The sequence below is a fragment of the Fictibacillus nanhaiensis genome (genome assembly GCF_019801215.1).
GTDB lineage: Bacteria > Bacillota > Bacilli > Bacillales > Fictibacillaceae > Fictibacillus > Fictibacillus nanhaiensis_C.
This window is the reverse complement of sequence record NZ_JAHVJO010000001.1, coordinates 165482-188490: the sequence shown is the minus strand read 5'-3', so window position 1 is coordinate 188490 and position 23009 is coordinate 165482. Positions and strand designations below refer to the sequence as shown.

The 23009-nt window shown below is 38.4% G+C and carries 25 protein-coding genes; 4 read left to right on the top strand and 21 right to left on the bottom strand.

The features are described from left to right. The first annotated feature begins 106 nt into the window (after window positions 1-106). Window positions 107-289, top strand: a complete 183-nt coding sequence (locus KUV80_RS00955; protein WP_222460825.1) for a hypothetical protein — start codon at window positions 107-109, stop codon at window positions 287-289. A gap of 57 nt (window positions 290-346) precedes the next feature. Here KUV80_RS00955 and KUV80_RS00950 read toward each other — a convergent pair whose 3' ends face one another. After that, window positions 347-1294, bottom strand: a complete 948-nt coding sequence (locus KUV80_RS00950; protein WP_222460824.1) for a DHH family phosphoesterase — start codon at window positions 1292-1294, stop codon at window positions 347-349. 86 nt (window positions 1295-1380) lie between these two features. On the opposite strand from KUV80_RS00950, the gene KUV80_RS00945 reads away from it, so the two are divergent. After that, complete coding sequence (locus tag KUV80_RS00945; RefSeq protein ID WP_222460823.1) at window positions 1381-1680, top strand: YtpI family protein; 300 nt, start codon at window positions 1381-1383, stop codon at window positions 1678-1680. A gap of 38 nt (window positions 1681-1718) precedes the next feature. Here the strand turns inward: KUV80_RS00945 and KUV80_RS00940 are convergent, their stop codons facing one another. The 7 genes from KUV80_RS00940 to KUV80_RS00910 all read right to left on the bottom strand — a co-directional run bounded on the left by KUV80_RS00940 (window position 1719) and on the right by KUV80_RS00910 (window position 8419). Continuing rightward, the gene (locus tag KUV80_RS00940; RefSeq protein ID WP_222460822.1) at window positions 1719-3035 is read right to left on the bottom strand and encodes a DRTGG domain-containing protein; all 1317 of its coding nucleotides are present in this window, start codon (window positions 3033-3035) and stop codon (window positions 1719-1721) included. A 115-nt stretch (window positions 3036-3150) separates the two neighbouring features. Next, window positions 3151-3360, bottom strand: a complete 210-nt coding sequence (locus tag KUV80_RS00935; protein WP_222460821.1) for a hypothetical protein — start codon at window positions 3358-3360, stop codon at window positions 3151-3153. 57 nt (window positions 3361-3417) lie between these two features. Further along, complete coding sequence (locus KUV80_RS00930; protein ID WP_222460820.1) at window positions 3418-4098, bottom strand: metal-dependent hydrolase; 681 nt, start codon at window positions 4096-4098, stop codon at window positions 3418-3420. A 124-nt stretch (window positions 4099-4222) separates the two neighbouring features. Next, a complete protein-coding gene (gene ald / locus KUV80_RS00925; protein ID WP_222460819.1) occupies window positions 4223-5350 on the bottom strand; it encodes an alanine dehydrogenase in 1128 nt (375 codons plus the stop codon). Between the two features lie 257 nt (window positions 5351-5607). Next, window positions 5608-5769, bottom strand: a complete 162-nt coding sequence (locus KUV80_RS00920) for a hypothetical protein (RefSeq protein WP_222460818.1) — start codon at window positions 5767-5769, stop codon at window positions 5608-5610. Between the two features lie 65 nt (window positions 5770-5834). Next, the gene (argH, locus tag KUV80_RS00915) at window positions 5835-7220 is read right to left on the bottom strand and encodes an argininosuccinate lyase (RefSeq protein ID WP_222460817.1); all 1386 of its coding nucleotides are present in this window, start codon (window positions 7218-7220) and stop codon (window positions 5835-5837) included. Then, window positions 7217-8419, bottom strand: a complete 1203-nt coding sequence (locus tag KUV80_RS00910) for an argininosuccinate synthase (RefSeq protein ID WP_222460816.1) — start codon at window positions 8417-8419, stop codon at window positions 7217-7219. Before KUV80_RS00910 ends, argH begins: the two co-directional genes overlap by 4 nt. Window positions 8420-8633: 214 nt before the next feature. On the opposite strand from KUV80_RS00910, the gene KUV80_RS00905 reads away from it, so the two are divergent. Then, complete coding sequence (locus KUV80_RS00905) at window positions 8634-8948, top strand: hypothetical protein (protein WP_222460815.1); 315 nt, start codon at window positions 8634-8636, stop codon at window positions 8946-8948. 31 nt (window positions 8949-8979) lie between these two features. Here KUV80_RS00905 and KUV80_RS00900 read toward each other — a convergent pair whose 3' ends face one another. From KUV80_RS00900 to KUV80_RS00865, 8 genes are all read right to left on the bottom strand, one after another. Next, a complete protein-coding gene (locus KUV80_RS00900) occupies window positions 8980-9486 on the bottom strand; it encodes a MogA/MoaB family molybdenum cofactor biosynthesis protein (protein ID WP_222460814.1) in 507 nt (168 codons plus the stop codon). Between the two features lie 10 nt (window positions 9487-9496). Next, on the bottom strand, window positions 9497-10333 hold the full coding sequence (locus KUV80_RS00895) for an EcsC family protein (protein ID WP_222460813.1): 837 nt from the start codon (window positions 10331-10333) through the stop codon (window positions 9497-9499). A 12-nt stretch (window positions 10334-10345) separates the two neighbouring features. Continuing rightward, window positions 10346-11023 carry a GNAT family N-acetyltransferase gene (locus tag KUV80_RS00890; RefSeq protein ID WP_222460812.1) on the bottom strand — a complete coding sequence of 226 codons (678 nt, stop codon included), beginning with the start codon at window positions 11021-11023 and terminating at the stop codon, window positions 10346-10348. A gap of 431 nt (window positions 11024-11454) precedes the next feature. Beyond that, window positions 11455-12642: an acetate kinase gene (locus tag KUV80_RS00885; RefSeq protein WP_222460811.1), complete on the bottom strand. Its 1188-nt coding sequence runs from the start codon at window positions 12640-12642 to the stop codon at window positions 11455-11457. A gap of 207 nt (window positions 12643-12849) precedes the next feature. After that, window positions 12850-13848 carry a class I SAM-dependent methyltransferase gene (locus KUV80_RS00880; RefSeq protein WP_222460810.1) on the bottom strand — a complete coding sequence of 333 codons (999 nt, stop codon included), beginning with the start codon at window positions 13846-13848 and terminating at the stop codon, window positions 12850-12852. Between the two features lie 150 nt (window positions 13849-13998). Then, window positions 13999-14496: a thiol peroxidase gene (gene tpx / locus KUV80_RS00875; protein WP_222460809.1), complete on the bottom strand. Its 498-nt coding sequence runs from the start codon at window positions 14494-14496 to the stop codon at window positions 13999-14001. 91 nt (window positions 14497-14587) lie between these two features. Further along, complete coding sequence (ytfJ, locus tag KUV80_RS00870) at window positions 14588-15061, bottom strand: GerW family sporulation protein (RefSeq protein ID WP_222460808.1); 474 nt, start codon at window positions 15059-15061, stop codon at window positions 14588-14590. Window positions 15062-15063: 2 nt separating this feature from the next. Continuing rightward, window positions 15064-15735: a DUF2953 domain-containing protein gene (locus tag KUV80_RS00865; RefSeq protein WP_222460807.1), complete on the bottom strand. Its 672-nt coding sequence runs from the start codon at window positions 15733-15735 to the stop codon at window positions 15064-15066. A gap of 131 nt (window positions 15736-15866) precedes the next feature. On the opposite strand from KUV80_RS00865, the gene KUV80_RS00860 reads away from it, so the two are divergent. Beyond that, a complete protein-coding gene (locus tag KUV80_RS00860) occupies window positions 15867-16664 on the top strand; it encodes an NAD kinase (RefSeq protein ID WP_222460806.1) in 798 nt (265 codons plus the stop codon). A gap of 43 nt (window positions 16665-16707) precedes the next feature. Here the strand turns inward: KUV80_RS00860 and KUV80_RS00855 are convergent, their stop codons facing one another. The 5 genes from KUV80_RS00855 to KUV80_RS00835 all read right to left on the bottom strand — a co-directional run bounded on the left by KUV80_RS00855 (window position 16708) and on the right by KUV80_RS00835 (window position 22861). Then, entirely contained in the window at window positions 16708-18318 is a 1611-nt protein-coding gene (locus KUV80_RS00855; protein ID WP_222460805.1) for an amidohydrolase, read from the bottom strand. Window positions 18319-18409: 91 nt separating this feature from the next. Beyond that, window positions 18410-19996 carry an acyl-CoA synthetase MbcS gene (gene mbcS / locus KUV80_RS00850; RefSeq protein WP_222460804.1) on the bottom strand — a complete coding sequence of 529 codons (1587 nt, stop codon included), beginning with the start codon at window positions 19994-19996 and terminating at the stop codon, window positions 18410-18412. Between the two features lie 129 nt (window positions 19997-20125). Continuing rightward, entirely contained in the window at window positions 20126-20311 is a 186-nt protein-coding gene (locus tag KUV80_RS00845) for an alpha/beta-type small acid-soluble spore protein (RefSeq protein WP_222460803.1), read from the bottom strand. A 189-nt stretch (window positions 20312-20500) separates the two neighbouring features. Beyond that, entirely contained in the window at window positions 20501-21712 is a 1212-nt protein-coding gene (thiI, locus tag KUV80_RS00840) for a tRNA uracil 4-sulfurtransferase ThiI (RefSeq protein WP_222460802.1), read from the bottom strand. 6 nt (window positions 21713-21718) lie between these two features. Beyond that, the gene (locus KUV80_RS00835) at window positions 21719-22861 is read right to left on the bottom strand and encodes a cysteine desulfurase family protein (protein WP_222460801.1); all 1143 of its coding nucleotides are present in this window, start codon (window positions 22859-22861) and stop codon (window positions 21719-21721) included. Window positions 22862-23009 lie beyond the last annotated feature (148 nt).

Below are 23009 nucleotides of genomic sequence, written 5' to 3'. Positions count from 1 at the left end.
TAAACAAAATATTACGTTTTAATGAAACTTTGGGCAATGAAATGGCATTTTCCCTTTAATTTGTATACAATATGTATAAAAGAAGTGAATTATGGGGGGAAACTGAATGATTATCAATCGAAAAGAACTTGCACGCGAAAAAGTGAAAGAATTACAAAATGGTTTCTCTGCTTTCGCAGAAACAAAAGAAGTGGCAGAACTTATTAAAAGAGAGCTTTCCAAATTAAACTTAAACGTACATGAAGATGTAACAGATGTTGGCTCTTGGTTTATACCAGAAAAAAAGTAACACGAAGAACATACTAACATTCTTTACGTGTAAAAAGGCCCCCCAATGAGGCCTTTTTTATTTGGACTTGTATTCGAGACAAGCGTTTCTTAGTTCTTTTAAAACATCTTCTGTTTCACTTTTATTGTAAACAGTAGCTCCTGATGCTCTCGGGTGTCCCCCTCCATTAAATTTAGCGGCAATGCTATTTACGACAGGTCCTTTAGAACGAAGTCTCACTCGAATTTGATCAGGCTCATCCACAAAGAAAACCCAGCTTAGTAATCCTTCGACGTGCGCGAATGAATTTACTAAGAGCGATGCTTCACTTGGACTCGCATTAAATTCTTTTAAGGTTTCCGCTGTTAGATGAATATAACCTACACAATCATCTAAGATAGAAAAGTGCTGAAGTACATAACCATTTAATCGTACAAGTTTTTCTGAAATTTTATATAGACTTTCATGAATCTCAGAAGGCGAAAACCCAGTATCTAATAAATGTGCTGCAAAACGGTGTGTCTTTTCTGTTGTATTTGAAAATAAAAAACGACCTGTATCACCGATTATACCCGCATATAAAAGTCTAGCGGCTTGCGCGTCAAGCATCAGACCTTTATCCTTGCCAAATAAGTAAAAATCCATGATCATCTCACTTGTTGAACTAGCGGTTGTATCCACCCATATGACATCTCCATACGGATCTTCATTTGGATGATGATCTATTTTGATGACCCTCTTTCCTAATGAGTACCGTTGATCACTAATACGAGGAGAATTGGCCGTATCACAAATAATTACTAATGCACCTTCATACATAAAGTCTTCAATCGTATCCATCTTATTTAAAAAAACAAGGCTTGGATCTTCTTCACCAACGGTATAGACCTCTTTATCAGGAAAACTTGCACGTATAATACGAGCTAATCCTCCTTGAGAACCTAACGCATCTGGATCTGGCCTAACATGGCGATGAATAATAATTCGTTCATGTTCTTTTATTTTATTTAAAATTTCCTCTTTCATAATAGACTCCTTTTGATCATCGTTGTGGCAATTCTAATTTTAAACGTTTACAATATAGTGGAGTAAATACTTGGGGGAATTTTGTAATGCCGATTTTTATTATCATTATTATACTTTCTTTTGCTCTTTATGTGTTTTATAAAGTTCGTGAAGTACGTGCGAAAGAGCCTTTTTATAAACGCTGGACAGGAACAAAAGCAAAGATGGCTCTCGGAGCATTCTTGGCTTCTTTTGGGTTAAATGAACTATCTACAGTCGAAGGGCGAGTACAGCTCTGGGTTGGAATTATCTTTTTAGCGTACGGCATCGTTTTATTATGGATGGGATGGAAGATGTATAAGCACTTCCTTACTCTAGCAAGAGACGAAGCCCATAAAAACGAATAGGCAGTGATAAAAAGTCCCTAAACGGGACTTTTCTTCGTTTATGATCGGTGATCAATCAATTGCGCCATCATCATCGCTTTACCAACAATTTTTCCATCATGATGTATTTCTACATCTACTTTTCCAAATTTACGGCTTACTTCTAATACTCTTGGAACGAACTCAATCTCACTTTCGATTTGAACAGGCTTTATATAATAAAAAGTTACGTTTTCAACGACAAGATCGCCTTTTTTAATTCTTCGTAAAGCTTTGCGTGCCGTTTCTGTGACTAGAGTCATCAGTACGCCATATGAAACAGTTCCAAGATGATTCGTCATTTGTGGTGTAATTTTACAAGAAAATGTTATCTCGTTTTCAGCCTTCTGTTCTTTAAGTTCAGTTGTTATAAGATCATCAAAGGTTGCCCCAACTTGAGGCTGCTTCTGCATCATCTGCATAGCCTTCAATACATCTTGTCTTGTTAAAATGCCGATTAACTTATGAGATGAGCCTATTACAGGAAGCAGTTCGATTCCTTCCCATATCATCATATGTGCGCACGCAGCAACGGATGTTCTTTCTGTTGCCGTAAGCGGTGAACGGGTCATCACTTTTTCAACTTGCGTATTAACCGGAACTCCAATAATATCTTTGGACGTCACAACACCTGTAACACGATTTGACTGGTCGACTACAGGATATCGGCTATGCATCGTCTCTTGATTTAAATCGTGCCACCTTTTTACTGAATCGTTCTGAAAAAGGTAGTGGGTTTCATCTATAGGTATAAGAATATCTGAAGCTAGTACAATATCTTTTTTGATCAATCTGTCATGAATAGCTTTATTAATCATTGTTGCTACCGTGAATGTATCGTAGCTTGTAGAAATAACCGGAAGCTCCAGTTCATCTGCTAACCGCTTAACTTCTTCTTCTGTATCAAATCCACCAGTAACGAGGATTGCACTTCCTGCTTTTAATCCTAACTCATGAGCATTTACACGGTTTCCGACAATTAATAAACTTCCTGCATCAACATAACGCATCATTGCTTCAAGTTTCATTGCGCCGATTACGAATTTATGGAGAGTCTTATGAAGTCCCGCTCGTCCGCCAAGTACTTGTCCTTCCACGATATTAACGACTTCAGCAAATGTAAGCTTCTCAATATTACTCTTCGCTTGTCTTTCTATACGTATCGTTCCCACACGTTCAATCGTGCTGACAATTCCTTGGTTTTCGGCCTCTTTAATCGCTCGATAAGCGGTTCCTTCACTAACGGTCAAGTCTTTAGCTATTTGACGGACGGATATTTTGGATCCGACTTCAAGCTCTATAATGTGCTTTAATATTTGTTCATGTTTCGTTAGCATTATACTCACCGTTCCTTTTGCCTGTATCTATCTGTTTCAGTTATTTGACTAATACAGATTATACAGGCATTGAAACAGAAACTCAACTCTCCATGTGCACGCTCTTTTTGGATTTCTAACCGACAGAGAAAGATTGTTTCTTTACTTTTTTCGTTCTTACTTCATTTTTTCTAACTAATAATCCAATCATTAACAACCCAGCAAACCCCGCCCAGGCAATCGTAAATAGGCTTTGCATAATGGAACCTTCCAAAGATAGAACGGGTAATGCTACATAAAACAAAACGATCAGCATTAACATTTTAGCGATTTTTTCCTGACTCATAAAAATACAACCTCCCTTACTATCATTGGTATGCATAGAAAGAGAGGTTAGAATCATTTATATGTTTAAGCTTTCACCGCTATGAAGCACTTTTCCTTTATTGCCTAGTTTTGATGTAAAAGCGAGTTCTGGATCTTGTTCGATAACTGGAAATGTATTGTAATGAATCGGGATATTTATAGACGCACCAATCCATTTTGCTGCGATTAGCGCATCATCAGGTCCCATTGTAAAATTATCTCCAATCGGCAAAAATGCTGCATCTGGTTTTTCAAGTTCACCAATCATTTTCATATCTGAAAACAGAGCGGTATCTCCAGCATGATAAAGCGTCTTTCCATCTACCGTTAACAAAATACCGCTTGGCATCCCTGTATATATGACTTTTCCATCTTCTTCAGTATAGCTCGAACCATGAAACGCTTGTGTGAACTTCACTCTTCCCCAAGAAAATGTATGACTTCCTCCTATATGCATAGGATGAGTTTCGACATCATAAGTACCGATATACTCTGCGAGTTCAAAAGGTGCAACAACTAAACTGTTGTTTTTTTTCGCAATTTCTACCGTATCCCCTACATGATCATTATGACCATGGGTGAGCAGGATAACATCTGCCTTTACATCTTTCACTTCCATTTTGCATTGGTTATTGCCATTGATAAACGGGTCAATCCAAACTGAATGTTCCTCCGTTTGAATTTCCAGTACTGAATGTCCATGGTAAGTCACTTTCATATACCAAACTCCCTTCTCATGTGGGTAAGATTTCATTTCCTATATCTTTTTCATACCCTATTATAGAACATAAAAAAAGTCCGATTCCAGCGAGAAGGAACTTAGGACTTTTTCATTTCTGTATTTATTGCTGTTTTTGAGCAAGAATGGTACCCGCATCTTTATAATCTAAATCATGTGCTTCGGCAACAGCTCTGTATGTTACAAAACCGTCTAATGTATTGATTCCCTTAAATAAAGCCTCATTGTCTAAACACGCTTTAACATATCCTTTATTTGCAATTTGAAGAGCATAAGGAACGGTTACATTTGTTAATCCGATCGTTGATGTTCGTGGGACGGCACCTGGCATGTTCGCAACGGCATAATGCAGAACACCATGTTTTTCATAAGTAGGGTTATCGTGAGTGGTTATTCGATCAACTGTTTCAAAAATACCGCCTTGATCGATCGCAACATCCACAATGACAGAGCCAGGCTGCATACCTTTTATCATTTCCTCTGTTACTAATTTCGGCGCTCTTGCTCCTGGAATTAAAACGGCTCCTATGACTAGCGCTGATTCTTGAACGGCAAGCGCGATATTTAAAGGATTCGAAATTAACGTATTGATCTCAACACCAAAAATATCATCAAGCTGGCGAAGACGCTCAGGATTCAAATCAATAATCGTTACATCTGCACCAAGCCCCATAGCAATCTTGGCAGCATTCGTGCCAACAACTCCGCCCCCGATAATCGTAACCTTGCCGCGCCTCACGCCAGGAATACCACTTAACAATATTCCAAGGCCACCTTTTGGCTTTTCAAGAAATTGCGCTCCGATTTGAGCCGCCATCCTTCCAGCAACTTCACTCATTGGAGTTAAAAGAGGTAAAGTTCCGTTTGCTAATTGAACCGTTTCATAAGCAATTCCAATCACTTTATTCTCGGTTAACGCTTTTGTTAGTTCTGGTTCTGGAGCCAGATGTAAATAAGTGAACAGTATCAAACCTTCACGAAAGAAACAATACTCTTCTGGTAATGGCTCTTTTACTTTCATTACCATGTCCATGGACCAGGCTTGAGTCGGAGTTTCAACGATTACTCCGCCTGCACCTTCGTATTCTTCATCTGTAAACCCCGAGCCGATCCCCGCCCCTTTTTGTATAAATACTTCGTGACCAGACGCCACTAGATTTAATACCCCGGCAGGTGTCATCGCTACCCGGTTTTCATTATTTTTAATTTCGGTCGGTACACCTATTTTCACTGTATTCCCTCCCAAAGCAGTATTGGAAATTTTTTCTTCATCTATATTGTTACCATACCATCAAAAAATGAAAATAAAAAGTCAGTTTTATTTCTGATTCGTAAGACCGCTCTTAAGATTCCCGTATAGGGTAAATAGCATTCATACAGGAGATAATTTCGTTTAGATTTTGATGAGTGAAATTGTCGTATTTAATGTGGATTTACAACTATGCATAGTAAAAGGATGACCCTACAGGAGTCATCCTTTAAAATCCTCTATTGAAGACTTTCTTCTTCGTCTAACTTTGTGCGCTGTTCACCTTGATCCACTTTATCTACAACACCGCTTTGATATGCTTCGGTAATCTGCTGATGAACAGTCATTTCGCCTTCTTGATCAAATTCAAGCTGCTCATTCGGACGCTTTTTCTTTTCCATTTAACTTCCTCCTTCAGAATAAAACCATACGTTTAGTTTCTGTCTTAGAAGAAAAGTTCATGCGGCTAAATGCTGGAAATAGCCAAGAGGGATTGGGCGGCTTCAAGCTGGTTCCTTACTGCTTGAAATCCTGTTCCACCTTCAGAGTTTCTTCTTTCCACTGCATGCTTTGGTGAGAGGACTTTGAAAAGATCATTTTCGATTAAGCTACACCACTGTTTATATTCGTCAAGACTTACATCAAGAAGAAAACATCCGTTGTGGATGCAGTGTAGAACGATCTGTCCAACTAATTCATGTGCTTCTCTAAATGGAACACCCTTTTTCGCTAGATAATCTGCCAGTTCTGTTGCATTTGAAAAATCTTTGTTAACTGCTTCTTGCATACGTTCTTCATTTACCTTTAATTCATTAACCATCCCTGTCATGATACTCAAACAACCTTTAACTGTTTTTACTGTATCAAAAACAGGTTCTTTATCTTCTTGCATGTCTTTGTTGTATGCTAACGGTAATCCTTTCATTAGCGTAATCAAAGAGACGAGAGACCCATAAACTCTACCAGTCTTCCCTCTAACTAATTCAGCCATATCTGGGTTCTTTTTTTGAGGCATCATGCTGCTACCGGTCGTAAAACTGTCACTAATCTCAATAAAGGCAAATTCTTCTGAAGACCAAAGGATCAGTTCTTCACAAAAACGGGACAAGTGCATCATAAGAATAGAAGCAATGCTGCAGCACTCGATTGCAAAATCTCTGTCACTTACTGCATCAAGACTGTTCAAATACTTTTTGGAAAAACCAAGTTCCTCCATTGTCATCATTCGATCGATCGGAAAAGTCGTTCCGGCTAATGCACCTGCACCAAGTGGCATGATATCTGTTCTTTTCAAACTGTCTGTTAACCTCTCTTTGTCTCTTTCAAGCATCCAAAAATAAGCTAGCAGATGATGAGCCAATGAAACAGGCTGTGCCCGCTGCAGATGCGTATATCCAGGAAGTATGGTTTGTATATGTTTTTCAGCCAGAGTTAGCAGCGATTTTTGCAGCTCTTCCACATGTTCAATGATCTGAATGGTTTCCTCTTTTACAAAAAGATGAAAATCTGTTGCAACTTGATCGTTTCTGCTTCTTGCCGTATGAATCTTCCCGCCATCAGCACCGATTTTGTCAGTAAGTAATTTCTCAAGGTTTAAATGAATGTCCTCGTATTCTGCAGAATAATGAAGCTCACCTGCGTGCTCTTGCCTTTGGAGGTCAATCAATCCATTTTTTATATTCTCATAGCTGCTTTTCTCTATAATCCCGCATTGAAACAGCATTTTCGCATGAGCAAGACTGCCTTTAATGTCTTGACTCGCTAATTGCTGATCAAAGGGAATGGATGCACCAAATTCATCAACCCAATCTTCAGGTTGTTTTGAAAAACGGCCTCCCCATAATTTTTTCACACTTTCACCCCATCTTTTTGAATCAAACTGCTTACTTTTGTCGGAAGTCCCCATAGAGAGATGAATCCTTTCGCCGCAGCATGATCGAACATATCTTCTGACGTATAAGTTGCCAGTTTTTCATCATAAAGAGAAAACGGTGATTTTCTGCCTTCTACGATGGCATGCCCCTTAAAGAGCTTAACTCGTACAGTTCCCGTAACATAGATTTGAGTCTCTTGTAAAAATGCTTTTAGCGAAGCATTTAAAGGTGAGAACCAAAGTCCTTCATAAATTAATTCAGTTAGCTTTTTTTCGATAACTGGTTTGAAATGAGCTACCTCTTTTACAAGAGTAAGATCTTCCAGTTCTTTATGTGCTTTTATTAATGTCATCGCAGCCGGACATTCATAAACCTCACGTGATTTTATTCCTACAAGGCGGTTCTCTACATGATCAATTCGCCCAACACCATGTGTTCCTCCCCATTCATTTAGAGTATCAATGAGTTTGTCGAGTGACATATTCTCCCCATTAAGTGAAACAGGAACCCCGCACTCAAAACCAATTTCAACGATTTGAGGAGCATGAGGTGCAGCTTCTAATGATGCTGTCATCTCATAAGCTTCTTCTGGAGGTGCAGCCCATGGGTCTTCTAAAATCCCACACTCGTTACTTCTTCCCCATAAATTCTGATCGATTGAAAAAGGATTATCCTCATTTACAGGAACTGGAATATCGTGCTGTTTCGCATAATGTATTTCTTCCTCTCGTGACCATCTCCATTCACGGACAGGCGCTAAAACTTCTAATTCAGGTGCTAGCGCAGCAACCGATACTTCAAAACGTACTTGATCGTTCCCTTTCCCAGTACATCCATGGGCAACTGCTGAAGCTCCGTAACGTTTAGCCGTCTCAACTAATTTCTTGGCGATTAATGGTCTGCTAAGTGCGGAGATTAAAGGATATTTCCCTTCATACAATGCATGTGACTGCAAAGCAATTAAGGCATATTCTTCGGCGTATTCTTGTTTAACATCTAGTACGATGGATTTTGAAGCACCGATCGACATGGCTTTTGATTGTATAAAGGGTAAGTCTTTCCCTTCTCCAACATCCAAGCATAATGCAATAACTTCATAACCCTTTTCTGCTAACCACGGAATAGCTACCGATGTATCTAAGCCTCCAGAGTACGCCAATACTACCTTTTTCCCCATATAAATTCTCCCCTTCTGTACGTGGTGAAATTTGCAATATATTTATTTTTATACATAATAATTAATAAAAATTCTATTTGCAATAAATCATACTATAACAAGAAGCACGAAAGAATTGCAAGGATATTCTGCAAAATGAATAAAAATAATATCAGTGATTCAACTGGCTTCATCTGGAAACGTTTTGTACAATAAAGCTAAGAGGTGGTTTTACATGCAAAGAAGTTTCATTATGGATGAAAGACTGGGGATTGCTATTCCAAACCTTTATCAATCATGGGAAGATTACGAAAAGGATGAACAAGCTTACCTTTTATTGCAATGGGAAAAGATTAGAGGAACGATACCAGATCGAATTGCAGAAATTGAAAGACAGATTAATACGCTTCAAGATCAGCTGTCTGTTGAAGATAATTTTGAAGTATCTTGTGAGCTTAATTTTAAAATTTCAAGCTTAGCTTCCGTAATTAATGATCTATGGTTATGGTACAGACTAAATCAACATGTGACTTCTAAGATACACGGATAATAAAAAAGAGACTGCCAAAGCAGCCTCTTTCTCATTTTTGCATTTGTTGAACGATATGCGTAAGTTCGGGCAAAATTAACTTGTTCATAGCAAGCTTTACAGCACCGGACGACCCAGGCAGAGCGAAGATGGTTGTTTGTCCTTTCACACCTGCTGCTGCTCTGCTTAACATAGCACCCGACCCAATATCTTCTGTATAGCTTAACATGCGAAACAGTTCGCCAAACCCCGTGATCTCTTTTTCAAATAAGGGAGCTAATGCTTCAATCGTTACATCTCTTGTGGCTATTCCAGTACCTCCATTAAATATTATTACATCAATCTCTTCATTCTCTATCGCAAACAGTGCTGCTTTTTTTATCAAGTGGATGTCGTCACGGATAATTTGGTACTCATTAATTTGATGATGATGTTCAGTAAGGAAGGAATGAATCAAGTAACCGCTCTTATCGGTCTCTTTATTTCTTGTATCACTTACGGTTACAATCATACATCTTGCATAATCAGGAGCAGTTGCTTTATGTTCTTGAATACTCATCGTCTAACACCTATCTCTTGTATTTTTCAGAAAGATACCGTTTCTTATAAAACTTATGTGCAATGTCTGTAATTTTTCTGGATTGCTGATAGTTCATAACCGCACCAAGCGCCATTCCAAATATAGGTAACCCTTGCATCAATTTTTTTCTAAGAAGCAAGATCGCCATCATTTTTACGATTTGTTGGATGGGGTGGGACATCCATGATATATCTGCTACTACATCTGTTCCTGCATAAAAAATCGGATCTTCTTCTTCACGAAGTTCCTCCATCAGCTCGTCCCATTTTTCTTGCTGAAACCGTTTCGGCATGGTAGCTGCATGATACACTTTTAATGATCGCATCATTTCAGAAGGTCTTTGAATATCATAGCCATAATGCATCGCTATCGACTGAACCGAACGAATTCCGAGCGCGACCATGGCTGGAAAGTCTGTGCCTAAAAAGAGCAATCCTCCTGTTCCAGCCAGCCCCCCTTGAGTAAAGGACAGTAATCGATTACGCGCGATTTGCTGATCAGCCATATAAGATAATTGATCAATGGAGCATCTTTTCAAATCTTCTATTTCAAAAATATCATCCCTGAAAACTCTTGCTTCAGAAAGAAGTCTTTGTTTCATATCAAGCTGAAACTGTGAATTTTGAATGAGCGCATGAATGTGGAACAATACAGAATCTACATACTCCCCTATTTTTCCTTGCAAGTCTTCTGGCAAAAGATCCATCTGGCTCGTTGCCCATTTCTCATAAGTCCTTCCAAAATCCGTCGGTTCATATGTAAAAAAAACTTTTTCCCAAGCGTGTATCTCCTGCAAGATCTGTTCTTCTCGCTCTGTTAATGGCATATTTCTCCTCCTTTAATCTTTATTAGTTAGTTTAAACGGATTTTTCCATTCCATCAACATGGCATTATGATGAGATTCCTCATCCTCTAAATAATGAGGAGCAAGTACAACTGGAGTCCTTCCACAACGCAGTAAAAACGATAAAACAGGATCTTGGATTCCACCTTTTATTACTTCTTCTACGTATTCGTCTGGTGTAAGCTCAGCTGCAAATCGATGGTACCCAGGCATTCTCCCCCCGCCTAACAAACGCTGCAGCTTTAACTGAACAACTACTTCATACAATGATTGCATCAGTAGCTTTCCAAGATCTAACTTTCTAAATACAGGCCTGACACATATATCAACAACATAAAGCGTATTCCCGCTTTTTTCATGGTTTCTGATATAACCATTATCTGTTACTTCTTCCCAAGTATGCAAAGGATGAGCAGGATTAAAATTCACTAAAAGACTCGTAATTGATCCAGCAAGAACTCCGTCTATTTCTACACAAAGAGACCCATCAGGAAAAAGAGTTATATGATTCATAAGCTGCTCTTCGTTCCACCACAAATCTGAAGGAAACGGTGGTGGAAAACTTTCTTTCTGAATTTGAATCAGTTCTTTAAAATCTTCAAAACCGTAATTTCTGACTACTGCTTTGACATTTTTATCATGCTTAAATAAGTATTGTTCTTTTTTGTACATGGAAGTCTCTCCCTTGCTATGATGAGCCGACTTTTAAAAAACGTATCATAGGGTAGTATTATGCAATTACGGTGCGTTTTCCTTCATAAAAAAACAAACGTACGTATAAAAAGGCTGTTTTCTTAAAACTATGTTGTTTTTGAAAGTTATTCTCTTTCCACGCGGGGCGTGTGGTGATAGATGGATATTCAAGGAAGTATACTTGCTCCTGTGTCTACAAGCAATTGCTATTGAAGTGGGCTTCCTCGTCGCATGCCTTACAAGAGTTTCTCATGTGGTAGGCACACACCTTGCACTACAATCAACTGTCTAAGAAGAGAAAAATGACCATTAGTAACAATCTTTTAGAAAAAGCTTTAGAAAAGAGCCAAAAAAAACAACCTCTTTTCAGCTTAGAAAACATGAAAAAAGGTTGTTTTTTTATTTATAAATTACATAGTAAGACGCAATGTATCTCTAGCGATCATAACTTCCTCGTTTGTTGGAATTACTATAACTTTTACAGGAGAATGTGGATAGCTGATGAACGCTTCTTTACCGCGAACTTGATTTAGAGCTGGATCCCAATAAACTCCCATAAATTCAAGACCACGCAATACACGTTCACGCACGGCTGTACTGTTTTCGCCAATTCCCGCAGTGAAAATAATTGCATCTATTCCTGCCATTCTTGCTGCGTAAGAGCCGATATATTTATGAATACGGCTTGCAAAAACTTCAAGAGCCAATTCTGCTCTTTCATTTCCGCTCTCTGCTTCACTCTCGATATCGCGAAGGTCAGATGAGAAACCAGAAACACCAAGCATACCACTCTTGTTGTTCAATACGTTCAACACTTCTTCGACGCTCTGACCTGTTTTTTGCATAATGTAAGGAATCAGTGCAGGGTCAATGTTCCCTGAACGAGTTCCCATTGTAACACCGGCAAGCGGTGTGAATCCCATAGATGTATCAATGGATTTTCCGCCTTCAATGGCAGCAATGCTTGCTCCATTACCAAGGTGACAAGATAGAAGACGTAATTGCTCCACTGGACGGCCAAGCAATTCAGCAGCACGCTCAGACACATATTTATGACTCGTTCCATGGAAACCATATTTTCTTATGCCATATTCTTCGTAATACTCATATGGCAAGCTATATAAAAATGATTTTTCCGGCATCGATTGATGGAATGCAGTATCAAAAACGGCAACGGCTGGAACATTTGGCAACACTTTATTAAATGCCTTAATTCCTACAACGTTAGCTGGGTTGTGCAAGGGAGCAAGATATGAGATATCTTCAATTTCTTTTAAAATTTCATTAGTAATCAAAACAGAATCGTTAAATTTTTCTCCTCCGTGTACAACACGGTGACCGATTCCTTCGATCTCATCTAATGATGCAATAACTTCATGTTTAATCAATTTATCTAAAAGCATAGAAACAGCTTCAGCATGATCTGAAATATTTTTTATTTCTTTAATTTTTTCACCTTTCACTTCAATCGTGAAAACTGAATCGTTTAATCCTATTCGTTCCACAAGTCCTTTAGTCAGTACTTCTTCTTCTGGCATTTGAAGAAGCTGAAATTTTAAGGACGAGCTTCCAGCATTAATTGCAATTATGTTAGCCAAAATAGCCATCTCCTTCATTATCGATGAAAAAAAAGGGCGCAAATGCACACTTCTATCCCAATTAAAACTATAATCCTTCCCTATTTAAACATTGCCTATTGTTATAATCAAGGTTGTAAAACGCTTACACGCCATATTCATGCAATTCAGACTTGAATGCGTTTGCAACTGTACATAAAAAAACAGCATAGGTTTAATCCCACGCTGTTATTTTTCACGTTCCCATTCAGTTTTAAACCATTGATCCATCTGTTCCATCACATTTGCTAACCCCGATTTATTCGAAAAGGAAGGCAGCTGAGCTAACATCGCTTGCTTCGGCTTTCTTGCCTGCTCACCATTCTTTTGTATGATCAGGATGCTTTTAGCATGTGCTGTTGATTTGAAAAGATTATCTGGAAGCTGCAGCAAGCTTAAAATCGTTACGTTCTCTTTTAACCAAGATTGAAGCAATGCTGATTGCTCACTATCAAAGATATTGTTTGGAACAATAAAAATTCCTATCCCAGCATCTTTTAAATAGTGGACAGCTTGCTCGATGATTAAATGATGTGCGTATGTGTGTCCTTCTTTCACAGAAACCTTAAACTCTTTTACAGCATCATCGTCTGGATAATAGCCGACGGGAAGATCCGCTAACACTAAATCAACTGGTTCCACATAAAGAGGTTTTATGACATCTTGATGGAAGAGCTCCACTTTATGTTTTTGTATATTTGCATTTATCCACGCTAAGCGTAGCAACGTTTCATCAACTTCAACACCAAACGCTTCGCACTCTTTGTTTTTAAGTTGATTAAGAACTGCAGTTAACAAGTTTCCAGACCCTGCCACTGGTTCTAAAATAGTGAGATGTTCACTTTTTTTCATGAACTTTTGAACAAGATACCCTGTAAATAAAGCAACAGCATCCGGAGTCATTGCATGATGAGGCTGAACTGCTTCTTTCATACCCTTTAAAACGGCCAACTGAAAGGCTTTTCTTAATTCTTCTTTCCCATATTCAGTAAGGTTAACCTTTTTATATTCATCCGATATCACGCTTATTAACTCTTTTGGATATTCTTTAGGAATTTCTTGAAAGAATAAATTTTCTCCTGTTTCAACAAGAGCATCTAAATAAGGCAAATCAAGACTCTCTTTAATTGCCTTAGTTGAGTTATCCATAATAATAAACAGTTTTTCTACATCTTTAAAAGAACTCATTTTTTAGCTTCCTCCTAAGTTTTCACAGGAAACATTTTAACAAATGAAGTGCATGATACACAATGATTAAACGTTTCTATTTAATTCCGTTTTGTTTCGTATTACAAAAAAATCTCCGGTATCATGAGAAATACCGGAGATGTGAATTTCTTATCTAGCCGCTTTTGCAGCTTCAATCGCAGCCTCATAATTAGGATGACTTGTTACTTCATCTACATATTCAACATACGTAATCTTATCTGAACTATCGATAACGAAAACAGAACGTGCAAGAAGACGCAGTTCTTCGATGGCAACACCATAGGCTTTACCGAAAGAAAGATCTCTGTGATCAGAAAGTGTCTGTACATTTTCTACGCCTGCAGCAGCACACCATCTCTTTTGAGCAAAAGGCAAGTCAACGGAAATTGTTAAAACTTTAACGTTATCAAGGCTTGATGCTTCTTCATTAAAACGACGAACTTCTGCATCACATACACCTGTATCTACAGAAGGGACAGCTGTAACTAATCGAACGCTGCCTTTAGAATCAGCCAATGTAACTTCAGACATGTCATTTGCTAAAACTTTGAAATCTGGAGCCTGATCTCCTGCTTTTAACTGATTACCAATCAAAGTTACCGGTTTTTCTTTAAATGTTACGCTCATGGTCTATATTCCTCCTCAAAATGTTTATGTACTTTCCTATTCATCTTAAAACATCACAAAAGAAAAAGCTAACAAGATGTTAGCTTCGCTGTTAAAACTCATGAGTTTCTTTGTTTGTACCTTGGTTTGTGTTTGAAGAGTCTTTTGGTTTGTTTTTGTTCATGAGGTGCTGCAATTTATCAATTACACCAGGAGCCAGGTCCAAAATTCTCTCGTACAAATGTGTGCTGTTGTCTAAGTGTATCGTTTTAATTCCGGTATTGCTAACGACTAGAAATGCGATTGGCGTTATAGAAACTCCGCCACCACTTCCACCGCCAAACGGCATCTCTTTTGAATCACTTGAAGATGATTGTTGAGATTGTTGGGAAGATTGATTGCGTTGCTGCTGGGCTCCAAATTCACTGCCGCCTGCTGCAAATCCAAAACCTACTTTTGATACGGTTAAAATTACACTTCCATCAGGAGTTTCAACCGGGTCACCAATAATCGTATTTACATCGATCATTTCTTTTAAATTTTCCATTGCGGTTTTCATTAAACCCTGGATTGGATGCTCACTCATTATTACACTCCTCCAGTCATATATTCAGTGTTTACCTGAGATGAACGCTTCGACTTTCGCCATGCCTTCACTATTTTTAACATAACGACAATAGCATGCCCGATTTTAAAAGAAACCATACAAGAAAATCGGGTTTCACTGTGCAACGCTTGAAATACCGGAACAACTGAAATGGATGGAACTCCCTGCAACTGAAAAAAAGAATTCATGACCTGCAGAACAATCCCTTTTACACCCCATGCTGCTCCAGCTGCAACGGCAGACGAAGAAGCGTCGCCAAGTCCTATCGCACTATGCCATTGAAGGTCGGATAGTTTCATTTTACTTAGAAAGTGTCTAATTATATGAAAAAGATTTTGAACATGTAATAAAGTTTTGTTAAATAACGTATACTGATTATTTAGTTGGTCGAACGTGATTCTTTTCTTTTTATCTTTCTTCTGGCCTAGACTAGCCTTCTTTTCCTCTTTGATCTTTATAGCGTGATCTTCTGCATCAACCTGAACGAGTGGGATATGAAGGGTATACTTTACAAAACGATATATGCGCAATGTGATTCGAATATCACTGTTGTCATTGCGATGAAAAAGATGAAAATGAATATGTAACGTTGAAAACATCAATAGGATAAATGAAAGACAAAAAATAACGAAAACCAATATAATCCATTGCATCATGCTCTTCCTTTCTGTTCACAGTATAGGCAACACCCTTTTTTTATAAACGTGAAGAATCTCTGCTACAATGTACTTAGCAATTTCAATTCCAAAAAAATCGTTGAATGATTTCGAAGGAGGCGTGTTGGATGGCTGAACGAAATAAGATTTTCTTTTTTTACAAGAGAGAGGATACCATTCTTGAAAAAATAGAAGAACTTAAATTCCTTGCGAGTCAAGAAGGTTTTGAAGTAGTAGAGAATGAAAAAGAAGCGAATATCATCGCAAGTGTAGGTGGCGACGGTTCTTTCTTGCAGGCAGTAAGGAAAACTGGTTTTCGGGAAGATTGTCTTTATGTAGGAGTAAGCGTATTTGATCTGGGGTTTTATTGTGATTTTCATATTGATGATCGTGCAGGGATGATTGAGGCGATGAAAAATGAACAGATAGAAGTTAGGAAATACCCTGCTCTTTCCGTAACCATTGATGGACAAGGTTCTTTTTATTGTCTGAATGAATGTTCATTACGCTCTTCTATTATTAGAACACTTGAGATTGATGTTTTTATCGATGAGTTTTACTTTGAGACATTCCGCGGTGATGGGATGATCATATCTACACCAACTGGAAGTACCGCTTACAACAAATCCGTTAATGGTGCAGTTGTCGACCCGATGCTCGCATGCTATCAAATCAGCGAACTTGCATCACTCAACAACAATCAATATCGTACACTTGGTTCTTCTTTTATACTTAGCGACAAACGAAAAATGACACTTAAGATTAAACATGACAATAGCCATTATCCAATAATCGGTATGGATAATGAGGCGATGAGTATCAAGCATTGTGAAAAGTTAAGTTTTGAGCTTACAGAAAAGAGAATCAAAACGGTTAAGCTTAAAGATAATTCGTTCTGGCATAAAGTGAAAAGAAGTTTTCTATAAACAAGAAAACAGCCTGCAAATCGTGCAGGCTGTTTTTTGGTGATCAACAAGAATGGGTATTTTCTTTTGTAGAAGCTTGGTAGATAACCTCTCCATCAACGATCGTAAATTGAACATTGGCTTTAAGTATTTCGTCTACCGGTATGGTGAATAGATCTCGATCGTATACCGTAAAGTCAGCAGCATAGCCCTCTTTAATATATCCTCTGACATGCTCTTGCCCGATAGCAGCAGCACTGCCATATGTGTACAGACCCACTGCTTCATGTCTTGAAATCTTTTGTTCAGGAACATATCCATCATGTGTTTCACCAGGTTTTCTACGCGATACAGCCGCATAAATACCTAATAATGGGTCCACAGGTTCGATTGGTGCATCAGATCCTCCCGCACAAATCAACCCTTCATCCAGTAGTGTACGAAACGCAAACGCATAAGGAATTCGGTCAGTCCCTAACCGTTCAATCAGCCATGGGAAATCAGACGCCACAAATCCAGGCTGTATGTCTAATACGACCGAGAGCTGCTTCATCTCTTCTATAATGGAGTCAGACACTAAACCAGCATGAATCAGTCGATCTACGCCTCTTTTTGGCGGGCATTTTTTAATAGCTGAGATCGTCTTTTGGAGTGCCATATCACCAATCGTATGTACAGCAATATTCATTTCAGCTTGTCTTGCTTTCTCGAGGAGTGTTAGTAGTTCATCATCTTCATGAATATAAACACCTGACGTTTCAGGAGCATCATTATAAGGTTGTGAAAGCCATGCTGTACGGCCTCCAAAAGCTCCATCGGCGAAAATTTTCATGGCACCAAACTCAACAAATGGGTGCTGATAGTCGTTTTTTATCATCTTAAAATCATCCAACACTTCATGATGAACTAGCAGATGCGCTTTAAATTTCAAGTTTTCGTTTTTAAAAGCCGTTTGATACGCTTTAAGCGGACGTTCCACTCTTCCGTAATAGCTTAAATCTTCGGAATGACCTCCGGTTAGCCCTAGAGAAAGAAGATTTTCTATCGAGGTGCGTAATGCACGATTTAAATACTCTTGAGATTCTTCGGGTACTATTTTTTTTACAAGCTCTGCTGCACTATCATGCAAAAGCCCTGTTGGTTCACCATTCGCATCTTTTTTTATAATACCGCCGGCGGGATCTGGTGTTTCACTCGTAATTCCAGCCAACTCCAGTGCCTTTGAATTCACTAAAAAAGCATGTCTGCATACTCTTGATAATAGAACAGGGCGTCCTCCAGAGATGTCATCAAGTTCATGTTTATGAAAAATTTTACGATCGATAAAGTTGTTTTCGTTCCATCCTTCTCCAATAAGCCACTCGTCATCCTGTAAGTCTGCCGCTTTTTCTCTTAAAGCTTTTTCCATCTCTTCGGCAGAATCCATATTGGAAAGGTCTAATCTAATCAGTTTCTCACCATGACCGATCAGATGCAAGTGGCTGTCAACAAATCCGGGGAACATCACATTTTGTTCTAAATCCACCGTTTGAGTAATCGTTTCGCGAAAACTTTCCATCAGTTCCTTTTCAGTACCCGTTTTTATGATAGTTCCATTTTCTACATATACAGCTTCACAAAAGTCACCGTCACTCACCATCGTATATATCGTTCCATTATGAAATAAAATTCCCACTCTAAAACCCACCTTTTTGTTACTTTACGTTTTCTGTAGTATAGCAATTTTTCATCATAAAAAGCAGACCATAGCCTGCTTTTTATGATCTTTATCTTGTTTTCGATGCTTCCAATTGCCGAAGCTCGATGCGGCGAATCTTACCAGAAGTTGTTTTCGGAAGATCACTCACATATTCAATCAAACGAGGATATTTATAAGGAGCCGTTAATTGTTTCACATGATCCTGCAATTCTGTCGTCAAGTCAGCTTTATCAATTAAGGATTCTTCTCTCAAAACAACAAATGCTTTTACAATATGTCCTCTGATCTCGTCTGGACTAGCGACAACGGCACATTCTTTAACAGCGGGGTGTTTAACAAGAGCATCTTCTACTTCGAAAGGACCGATGGTATAACCCGAGCTGATGATAATATCATCCCCTCTGCCTTCAAACCATAAATACCCATCCTCATCCTTTTTTGCTTTATCACCCGTGATGTAATAATCACCTCTAAAAGCCATAAGTGTTCGATCTTGATCTTTGTAATATTCTTTAAAAAGGGCGGGGCAGTTTTTGTGTACAGCAATGTCTCCAACTTCCCCAACGTTTACAGGATGACCTTCTTCGTTTATTACTTCAACATCGTTTCCTGGTGTTGGTTTCCCCATGGAGCCAGGTCTGATCTCCATCCCTTCCATCGTTCCAACCAGCAAGGTATTCTCGGTTTGTCCATAACCATCCCTGACATTGATATGGAAGTATTTTTTAAATAAATCAATCACTTCTCTATTTAAAGGTTCTCCAGCTGAGACAGCACTCCTTAACTGTGGTAATCGGTATTGGTCCAAATTATCAACTTTAGCCATCAATCGGTACTCTGTTGGTGTACAGCATAATACTGAGATCTTTTGATCTTCAAGAAGAGACAAATATGTTTTAGGGTCAAATTTCCCTTGGTAAACAAAGCCTGTTGCACCAGTACCAAGCGTAGAAACAAAAGGACTCCATATCCACTTTTGCCATCCAGGACCTGCTGTCGCCCATACTTTGTCGTTTTCACATATATTCAACCAGCTCTTTGCGGCAGTACGAATATGTGCATATCCCCATCCATGGGTGTGTACGACACCTTTAGGCTGGCCGGTTGTTCCAGATGTATAAGAAAGAAACGCCATGTCATCTTTATGAGTTACAGGTGCTTTATAGGAAACGCTTACATTTTCTGTTATCGCTTTTAAGCTTAACCAGTTTTCTGTTTCACCGTTTGCACTGATCTTATATGTAAGTGTAGGCAAGTGATCTTTTATTTCATTTACTTGTGCTGTATATTGATAATCTGCAATAATAGCCTTTGCTTCACTATGCTGTACTCGGTAGCTCAAATCTTTTGCTCTTAGCATCTCTGAACATGGAATGACCGTAACTCCTGCTTTTAAACATGCAATGTATACAGCGTATGTTTCGATCAGGCGTGGCATTATAATTAAAATTCGATCTCCTTTTAGAATTCCTAGTTCTTCTAATGAATTTGCGATTTGATTTGCTCGTTCCATCAATCTTTTGTATGTAATGGTTTTTGTTTCTTTTTTTTCGTTCATCCAAATCAAAGCTTGTTTCTCCGGGTTTCTGGAGTACTGTTCCATTTCTTCTGTAAGGTTATACATGTCTGGAGCTGTTAAATTCATTTTCATCATCCACCCTTTCGTTTTTCATGTTGACTACATATTCCATTATAATATAGTTTAGAATATTTTTAAAATTTAGTCTTCATATGAACGACGAAAAAGGAGCGGGGACAACCCGCTCCGTTAGCCATTTAATATTTATTTTTTGTATCCACCTAGAGCTTGAGCTACTAGACGCTTAGTGATTTCTCCACCTACAGATCCGTTAGCACGAGAAGTTGAATCTGGTCCAAGGTTTACACCGAATTCAGAAGCGATTTCATACTTCATTTGGTCAACAGCTTGTTGAGCACCTGGTACTACTAATTGGTTTGTGTTTGCCATTTTGTTTCACCTCCTTTGTACTAATAATGTGCGACTAAAACGCCAATTCAATTCTTGGAAATTGTTGTGAGTGCTTCCATTTCAATAAATTATTTAGAAAAGCCATGTATTTTGAGCGTATTCCATTGATTTTAAATAAAAATAAGAAGAGTGAACTCAAAAGTAAATCATACTTTTGAGTCACTCTTCTTAAAATAAATCTTCAAACGTGTTTTCGGTTGATTTTCCTTCTTCAATGAAAATGCTTTCTACACTTTGAACTGCTTCTTCTATAAGCTCTGCTAAATTTTCAATTTTTTTCTCAAACCTAATTGCTTTTTCGCGTTTGGGCTTTGTTTTCGGAGCTGAAGGCAAGAAAATCGTACAGCAGTCTTCATATGGACGGATAGATATGTCATATGTTCCGATCCTTTGAGATATATCCATGATCTCTAATTTGTCCATCGTAATTACAGGGCGAAGGATCGGCAAGTTTGTTACTTCGTTAATGGCATACATACTATGCATCGTCTGACTTGCAACTTGCCCTAGATTTTCGCCATTGGCAATCGCCATCGCATTATTTTCTTCAGCTAACCTTTCCGTGATCTTCAACATGACACGTCTCATAATCGTCATGCTATAGCTGGCAGGGATCTTATCTTTTATCGCTTGTTGTATTTGTGTGAATGGAACAACATGCAGCTTGATCTTCCCTCCGCTATAACGAGTTAGCTCCTGTGTTAAGTCTACAACTTTCTGTTTCGCACGTTCACTTGTAAATGGCGGACTGTGAAAGTGAACACCTTCAATACGAACGCCGCGTTTCATTGTTAAATAACCAGCGACAGGACTATCGATCCCACCTGAAAGCATCAGCATCGCTTTACCGCCGACACCTATTGGCAACCCGCCTGCTCCTGCGAATGATTGGCAGCTAATATAGGTACCAGTATCCTTAACTTCAACTTTAACGTTTACATCTGGGTTATGAACATCAACTGTAATATCTTCCGTGTGTTGTAAAAGATAACCACCTATTTCATGGTTCAATTGCATGGAATTAACAGGAAAGGATTTTAATGAACGTTTTCCAGTTACTTTAAATGTACCTCTCTTTACCATAGCATCTTGTAAAGCAAGCAAAGCGGTCTTTTTTATTTCTTCAAGATTGTTTTCCGTTCGTAACGCTGGACTGATAGAATGTATTCCAAAAATATCCTGAAGCGATTTTATAACCGGCTCAAATGGTTGTCCATTTAATTCCACCACGATACGGTCAAACAATTTCGCCATTTTGAGGTTATCGTATGGACGCAGTTTTCGTTTAACCGTCTCAAATAATTGTGATTCAAAATGTCTTCTGTTTTTCCCTTTTAACGATAATTCACCATAACGAACGACTAAATGATCATAAAGCATTGTATATTACCTCATTATCCCTTTAAAATTTATAAGCTCTTCTTCTAATACTTTTAATGTTTTTTTTGCTTCTTCTTCTGAGTTTTGATATGACGTACTAATACGTATCGCTGTTGAAGCTCTTTTTTCACCTAGCCCCATTTCAAGCAGAATCCGGCTTGCTCCTCCTTGTTTTGAAGAACATGCTGACCTTGTTGAAACATATATACCTTGTTTATCAAGAGCGTGTATCAATACTTCCGGTTTCATTCCGTTAACCGAAAAATTTATGATATGAGGAGCTGAACAGTCCAAAGGAGTATTGATATCAATTCCTCCTATGTTATCTAGACCTTTCAGAAAAATCTCTTTTACTCGAAGCATTTTGTCTTTATTGATCGTACTCTGTTCCAGTGTTAAGCGCAGCGCTTTTGCCATGGAAGCAATTCCAGCTACATTTTCAGTTCCAGCTCTTTTACGATATTCTTGCTCTCCACCGGTAAACAAAGCGGAAAGGGATACACCACTCCTCACGTATAGTGCACCCGTTCCTTTTAAACCATGAATTTTATGTGCAGAGACTGTACATAGATCAATTCCAAAGTCCCTTAAGGATAGGGGGACCTTGCCAACTCCTTGTACATCATCTACGTGGAAAAAGATTTTGGGATGATGTTTTAATATTTCACCTATTCCTTTTATCGGTTGTACTGCACCGGTCTCATTATTAACATGAAGCATGGAGACAAGTATGGTATCAGGACGAATCGCTTTCTTTAATTCCTCTAACGAAACAATCCCTTTTTCATTTACCTTTAAGAAACTTATTTCGAATCCTTGACGCTCTAGAAATTGAAAGGATTCATACGATGAAGCATGTTCAACTGATGTTGTAATAAGATGTTTTCCTCGATTTTGGTGTTGAATGGCAATCCCTTTAATGGCTATATTGTTTCCTTCAGTGCCTCCTGAAGTAAAGACGATTTCTGTAGGAGCTACTTCCAATAATTGAGCGATTGATTTCCTTGCTTGAGTTAACAAATGCTCTGCTTCTCCACCTTTAGCATGAAGAGATGAAGGGTTAGCAAAGTATTTCTCAGAAACAGTAACAAATGTATCAAGCACTTCTTTATATGGTTTTGTTGTGGCACTATTGTCCAAGTAAATCATAAGTCCGAATCCTCCAATTACACAATCCGTTCAAAATACACATTTCATTATCATACCATAATATACAAACCGTGACATCTTATCTATTTTAATAAATAGTCTTTGCAACTGGATAAATTTCACTCCGTTTTAGGACAGCAAAAAAACT

Coding starts and splice junctions, on each gene's coding strand:
- KUV80_RS00955 (WP_222460825.1), top strand. CDS start 107: ATGATTATCAATCGAAAAGAACTTGCACGCGAAAAAGTGAAAGAATTA.
- KUV80_RS00950 (WP_222460824.1), bottom strand. CDS start 1,294: ATGAAAGAGGAAATTTTAAATAAAATAAAAGAACATGAACGAATTATT.
- KUV80_RS00945 (WP_222460823.1), top strand. CDS start 1,381: ATGCCGATTTTTATTATCATTATTATACTTTCTTTTGCTCTTTATGTG.
- KUV80_RS00940 (WP_222460822.1), bottom strand. CDS start 3,035: ATGCTAACGAAACATGAACAAATATTAAAGCACATTATAGAGCTTGAA.
- KUV80_RS00935 (WP_222460821.1), bottom strand. CDS start 3,360: ATGAGTCAGGAAAAAATCGCTAAAATGTTAATGCTGATCGTTTTGTTT.
- KUV80_RS00930 (WP_222460820.1), bottom strand. CDS start 4,098: ATGAAAGTGACTTACCATGGACATTCAGTACTGGAAATTCAAACGGAG.
- KUV80_RS00920 (WP_222460818.1), bottom strand. CDS start 5,769: ATGGAAAAGAAAAAGCGTCCGAATGAGCAGCTTGAATTTGATCAAGAA.
- KUV80_RS00910 (WP_222460816.1), bottom strand. CDS start 8,419: ATGGGGAAAAAGGTAGTATTGGCGTACTCTGGAGGCTTAGATACATCG.
- KUV80_RS00905 (WP_222460815.1), top strand. CDS start 8,634: ATGCAAAGAAGTTTCATTATGGATGAAAGACTGGGGATTGCTATTCCA.
- KUV80_RS00900 (WP_222460814.1), bottom strand. CDS start 9,486: ATGAGTATTCAAGAACATAAAGCAACTGCTCCTGATTATGCAAGATGT.
- KUV80_RS00895 (WP_222460813.1), bottom strand. CDS start 10,333: ATGCCATTAACAGAGCGAGAAGAACAGATCTTGCAGGAGATACACGCT.
- KUV80_RS00890 (WP_222460812.1), bottom strand. CDS start 11,023: ATGTACAAAAAAGAACAATACTTATTTAAGCATGATAAAAATGTCAAA.
- KUV80_RS00880 (WP_222460810.1), bottom strand. CDS start 13,848: ATGAGTTCTTTTAAAGATGTAGAAAAACTGTTTATTATTATGGATAAC.
- tpx (WP_222460809.1), bottom strand. CDS start 14,496: ATGAGCGTAACATTTAAAGAAAAACCGGTAACTTTGATTGGTAATCAG.
- ytfJ (WP_222460808.1), bottom strand. CDS start 15,061: ATGAGTGAGCATCCAATCCAGGGTTTAATGAAAACCGCAATGGAAAAT.
- KUV80_RS00865 (WP_222460807.1), bottom strand. CDS start 15,735: ATGCAATGGATTATATTGGTTTTCGTTATTTTTTGTCTTTCATTTATC.
- KUV80_RS00860 (WP_222460806.1), top strand. CDS start 15,867: ATGGCTGAACGAAATAAGATTTTCTTTTTTTACAAGAGAGAGGATACC.
- mbcS (WP_222460804.1), bottom strand. CDS start 19,996: ATGATGAAAATGAATTTAACAGCTCCAGACATGTATAACCTTACAGAA.
- KUV80_RS00845 (WP_222460803.1), bottom strand. CDS start 20,311: ATGGCAAACACAAACCAATTAGTAGTACCAGGTGCTCAACAAGCTGTT.
- thiI (WP_222460802.1), bottom strand. CDS start 21,712: ATGCTTTATGATCATTTAGTCGTTCGTTATGGTGAATTATCGTTAAAA.
- KUV80_RS00835 (WP_222460801.1), bottom strand. CDS start 22,861: ATGATTTACTTGGACAATAGTGCCACAACAAAACCATATAAAGAAGTG.